5 protein-coding genes and 4 tRNA genes are annotated in these 4,310 nt (G+C 28.8%); 6 read left to right on the top strand and 3 right to left on the bottom strand.

From position 1 onward, the window contains the following. Positions 1 to 260 precede the first annotated feature (260 nt). The gene (locus BN7997_RS10095; protein WP_071120667.1) at positions 261 to 587 is read right to left on the bottom strand and encodes a hypothetical protein; all 327 of its coding nucleotides are present in this window, start codon (positions 585 to 587) and stop codon (positions 261 to 263) included. A gap of 354 nt (positions 588 to 941) precedes the next feature. Here BN7997_RS10095 and BN7997_RS10100 point away from each other — a divergent pair, with 354 nt between their 5' ends. Continuing rightward, positions 942 to 1,274 (top strand): PadR family transcriptional regulator, encoded by a 333-nt coding sequence (locus BN7997_RS10100; protein ID WP_242873409.1) that lies wholly within the window; start codon positions 942 to 944, stop codon positions 1,272 to 1,274. Between the two features lie 87 nt (positions 1,275 to 1,361). On the opposite strand, the gene BN7997_RS16055 is transcribed toward BN7997_RS10100, so the two are convergent. Both BN7997_RS16055 and BN7997_RS10110 read right to left on the bottom strand, forming a co-directional pair. Beyond that, complete coding sequence (locus BN7997_RS16055) at positions 1,362 to 1,688, bottom strand: hypothetical protein (RefSeq protein ID WP_071120668.1); 327 nt, start codon at positions 1,686 to 1,688, stop codon at positions 1,362 to 1,364. Positions 1,689 to 2,141: 453 nt separating this feature from the next. Next, positions 2,142 to 2,732, bottom strand: coding sequence for a sugar O-acetyltransferase (locus BN7997_RS10110; protein ID WP_071120669.1), 591 nt, complete (start codon positions 2,730 to 2,732; stop codon positions 2,142 to 2,144). Between the two features lie 358 nt (positions 2,733 to 3,090). On the opposite strand from BN7997_RS10110, the gene BN7997_RS10115 reads away from it, so the two are divergent. From BN7997_RS10115 to BN7997_RS10135, 5 genes are all read left to right on the top strand, one after another. Beyond that, positions 3,091 to 3,741 (top strand): NAD(P)H-dependent oxidoreductase, encoded by a 651-nt coding sequence (locus tag BN7997_RS10115; protein ID WP_071120670.1) that lies wholly within the window; start codon positions 3,091 to 3,093, stop codon positions 3,739 to 3,741. Between the two features lie 157 nt (positions 3,742 to 3,898). Continuing rightward, a tRNA-Ser gene (locus BN7997_RS10120) sits at positions 3,899 to 3,987 on the top strand. A gap of 5 nt (positions 3,988 to 3,992) precedes the next feature. Then, positions 3,993 to 4,068: transfer RNA gene (locus tag BN7997_RS10125), tRNA-Asn, on the top strand. A 4-nt stretch (positions 4,069 to 4,072) separates the two neighbouring features. Then, a tRNA-Thr gene (locus tag BN7997_RS10130) sits at positions 4,073 to 4,147 on the top strand. A 4-nt stretch (positions 4,148 to 4,151) separates the two neighbouring features. Next, a tRNA-Tyr gene (locus tag BN7997_RS10135) sits at positions 4,152 to 4,236 on the top strand. Positions 4,237 to 4,310: the final 74 nt, after the last annotated feature.

A 4,310-nucleotide genomic window follows, 5' to 3' on the forward strand; every position in this document is an offset into this window, starting at 1 on the left:
TCTTATTTTCTCATGCATGAATCTAAAAAAATTAGCTAATTGGATGTGGAAAGATACATCCAATAATCTAAGGCTCACGCCTATTTTTAGTATATTATCACTAAAAATCTTTATAAAAAAGAAAATAGCCATTTAATATAAGTAAAAATGGCTATTTTGTCTACAATCTGAAGCTAGTAAATATTTACTAGCTAGTTCATATTCTATTTCAATAGTTAATTTAATCACGAGAAAAAATAATGTTCACTAAAACAGATGTTTTATTGAATAGTTAAATTTAATGAATATTCCCCATATGAAATAATCAACGTATCATGCTGAGTGTTGTCTGCATATTTGGTAAAACTCTTTACTAAATTCCCAGTTTCATTGTTATCAAATGTTACTTCATAAATTATTGATTTACTATCTTTATCGATTATTTTGCAGTTTCCAATCCACTCTTCACCTGTATCTTTATTTGTAATAGTTATAGAAGATTCTTCTAATGTACAAACTATATTTTTAATATATGCATTAGGATACACATCTTTGTTTTCCTTTGAGCAGTAAATAACTTCTCCACCTTTACCTTGAATATACTCCATATTCAATTTGTTTTTTGATTATCATTGCTACATCAGCTTATGCAAAGGCAAAAATATATACTGTTATAAATGTAATTATTTTTTTCATTGATTTATCCCCCCATAAAATACTATTAATATTTATTTCAAACTTTATAATAATTACTAATTTAATTTTAGCAGAGTGTAGAATAATAAAGTGTCCAGACTTCGTGAACACTTTAGATAGCTATAAGCTTTAATTCACATTATATAACAATTTATCACTAAAGAAATGATTTTACTTATACTTAAATAATAATTTCTATAATATAGTATATATAACAAGCTATATTTCATAACATACTAGTATGTTATATAATAAATGTATAGGAGGTGATTTTTTTTGATAGTCAGTTTAAAAAGGGAATACTAGAACTTTGTGTATTAGGTACATTATATAGTAAAGATTGTTATGGATATGAGTTGATAGAAGAAGTATCAAAGGTTGTAGAAATCACAAAAGGTACGATGTATCCTATATTAAAAAGATTACAGAATGATAAATATTTAGAGTATTATATCGTAGAGTCGGAATCAGGACCACCTCGAAAGTATTATAAAATATCTTCCCTTGGAAAAGAACATTTTAAAAATCAGAGCGAGGATTGGATAAGTATTTCAAGTTCTATCACAAAATTTATAAAAGGAGTTAGAGATAATGAATAACTATTTAAATAAATTAAAAAATAAAATAAATTGCTTACCAGAATTATATATAAACGACATCTTGGAAGATTACCAAAATTACTTCTATTAAGGTGCAGAAAGTGGTAAAACAGAGCAAGAATTAATTTCAGAATTAGGAGATGCAGAGTATATAGGCAATAATATTATAGCGGAATATTTTATAGAAAATTCAAATAGAATAAATGGAATCAAAACATATGCTAGTGCATTAAATTCTATTATCACATTAGGCTTTGGTGTGCTAAACTTGATAATAATGATTCCAATTATTATTTCTGTACTGGTTGTACTAGCATCTTTATATTTTACAGGAGCAGCTTTTTTAGTATCACCTGTGTTTTTAATTATACATATTATAAATCCTGAGCTACCTATATACTTTGGTACAGACATAGCAGTATTTAAAGCTCTTATTGTTTTAGTTATGAGTTTTATAGGTGTTAAAATTTTGATGGTTTCTAATAAAATTAGACCAAAGATATTAAGTTGGTCATTTATATATATCGTAAAAAGTATCAAATTCAAGGTTATTAAGCTTGAGAACACTATAAGTTAAAACTTATTCAGCAATAGTACTAAAAAGTAACTCTATTGTTTATAAACTATGTGAATCAATAGAATAGAGTTATTTAAATATAAACGATAAATTGTTATAAAATCTTAAATATTAATAGACTAAAAAAGAGGCTTTTTAAAAGCCTCTTTTTTAATGAAAATTATGAATATAAATTATTCGCATTATATAACAATTGTAAACTTTATTGTATTATCACAATAAAAAGATAGCTACATAAGCTTTTTTTAATTAGCAAAAGTAACTACCTTTTTATTAAAAATACACCTGCATTAATTATTATCTTTTAACAAAATCCTATCCTCTTCAGTGATAGGTCTCAAAACTTTGCAAGGATTACCAACAGCTATAACACCTGGTGGAATATCTTTTGTAACTACACTCCCTGCTCCTATCACACTACCTTGACCTATTGTTACACCTCCACAAACAGTGCAGTTTGCACCTATCCATACATCTTTTTCCAATGTAATTGGCTTAGAAGTTCCAACACCCATACCACGTTCTTTTGCATCAATGGCATGACCTGCACAAGTTAAACAAGTTCCAGGTCCTATAAAAGCATTCTCACCTATATGTATTGGCGATGTATCAAGCATAACACAGTTATAATTTATAAAAACTAAACCCTCGGTATGAATATTAAATCCATAATCACATTTAAACACTGGCTCAATAAAAGTCAATTTACTACAAGTTCCTAATAATTCTTGTAAAATCTCACTACGTCTTTTATTATCATCTGGTCTTGAGTTATTAAATTCCCATAATAAATTTTTTGCTTTTGTTTTTAATGTCTCATCCATTTTTCCATATTTAGATATATATGGTTTATTGCTAGTCATAATTTCTTTAATTGTCATTATTTCTTCTCCTTTTACTTATTTTTATATTATATTTAAACAACACTTAAGTAATTTCCTTTTAACATTAAATTATTTTATAATTATCAAGAAATTACAATAAATATTTTTCTAAGTTATGGATATAATTATAAGGATATAATAATATATTTTCAATTAATCGTAAAAAAATTCACTTCGCTTGAGCGACGTGTCGGCGAATTACTTTAAGCCACGTGTGGCGCTAATTTTTATTTCGCCAACGATATATCTTCTTTCCCACTTTGAACAACGTGTTGGCGAAACACTTTAGATATATCCGTTGCTCAAAACGATTAACCTAAATTTTAAAATTAGTATTATTAAAGGAGTAGTAATTATGAATAGAAATGAAGTAATGGATATATTAAACTTTAGACATGCATGTAAAGAGTTTGATTCAACTAAAAAAATAAGTTCCGAAGACTTAGAAGTTATAATTGAAGGTGGTAGATTAGCCCCTAGTTCTGTAGGTATAGAACCTTGGCATTTTATTGTTATAGAAAATCAAGAATTAAAGGATGAATTAGGAAAAGTATGTTTCGGTGGAACAAAGCAAATACCTACTTGTAGTAATTTTGTAATATTTTTAACTAGAACTCCAAAGGAAATAAGATCAAATTCAACTTACATAGAACATTTATTAAAAGATGTACAACACCTTCCAGAAGATGCAGCATCTAAAATGAAAGAATTTCTTAAAACTGCAGAAGATATTGTAGGTGATGATAGAAATATGCAAGCTTATGCTAATGAGCAAACTTACATTGCTCTATCAAGTATGATGTTAAGTGCAGCTATGTTAAATATAGATTCTTGTACAATAGGTGGTATGGATAAGAAAGCTGTTGAAAAAATACTTTTAGATAGAGGTTTAATAGATACAGATAAATTCCAAGTAACTATAGGATGTGCTTTTGGATATAGAGTTAATAAAGCAAAACCTAAGTTAAGACAACCTATGAATGAAGTTGTTACTATAGTAAAATAGCGATATTTAAAATATCGCTATTTCTAATAATATTTATAGTTATACAAGTTATTTAGTTGCTAAATTAACCAACATATCTTTAAATTTATAATTTGTAAATTTTTTCAAAAAAACTATTGACGAAATTTAATAAATTTAATAAAATAATATTTGTAACGGAGAGGTGTCCGAGTGGTTTAAGGAGCTGGTCTTGAAAACCAGTGATGCGGAAACGCACCGTGGGTTCGAATCCCACCCTCTCCGCCATATATGGGAATATGGCTCAGTTGGTAGAGCAATTGACTGTTAATCAATGGGTCACAGGTTCGAGTCCTGTTATTCCCGCCAATATGCTGGTGTGGCTCAACGGTAGAGCAGCTGACTTGTAATCAGCAGGTTGTAGGTTCGATTCCTATCACCAGCTCCAACGTGGAGGATTTCCCGAGCGGCCAAAGGGGGCAGACTGTAAATCTGTTAGCATTGCTTTCGGTGGTTCGAATCCACCATCCTCCACCAACTATATATAAAGTAAAATGCGGATGTGGCGGAATTGGCAGACGCACCAGACTTAGGATCTGGCGCCTACGGCG

The sequence above is a fragment of the Romboutsia timonensis genome (assembly GCF_900106845.1).
GTDB lineage: Bacteria > Bacillota > Clostridia > Peptostreptococcales > Peptostreptococcaceae > Romboutsia > Romboutsia timonensis.

What these genes read in the sequence shown, in the direction of transcription:
- BN7997_RS10115 (WP_071120670.1), top strand. Translation starts at nt 3,091, where the DNA reads ATGAATAGAAATGAAGTAATGGATATATTAAACTTTAGACATGCATGT.
- BN7997_RS10110 (WP_071120669.1), bottom strand. Translation starts at nt 2,732, where the DNA reads ATGACAATTAAAGAAATTATGACTAGCAATAAACCATATATATCTAAA.
- BN7997_RS10095 (WP_071120667.1), bottom strand. Translation starts at nt 587, where the DNA reads ATGGAGTATATTCAAGGTAAAGGTGGAGAAGTTATTTACTGCTCAAAG.
- BN7997_RS16055 (WP_071120668.1), bottom strand. Translation starts at nt 1,688, where the DNA reads ATGTCTGTACCAAAGTATATAGGTAGCTCAGGATTTATAATATGTATA.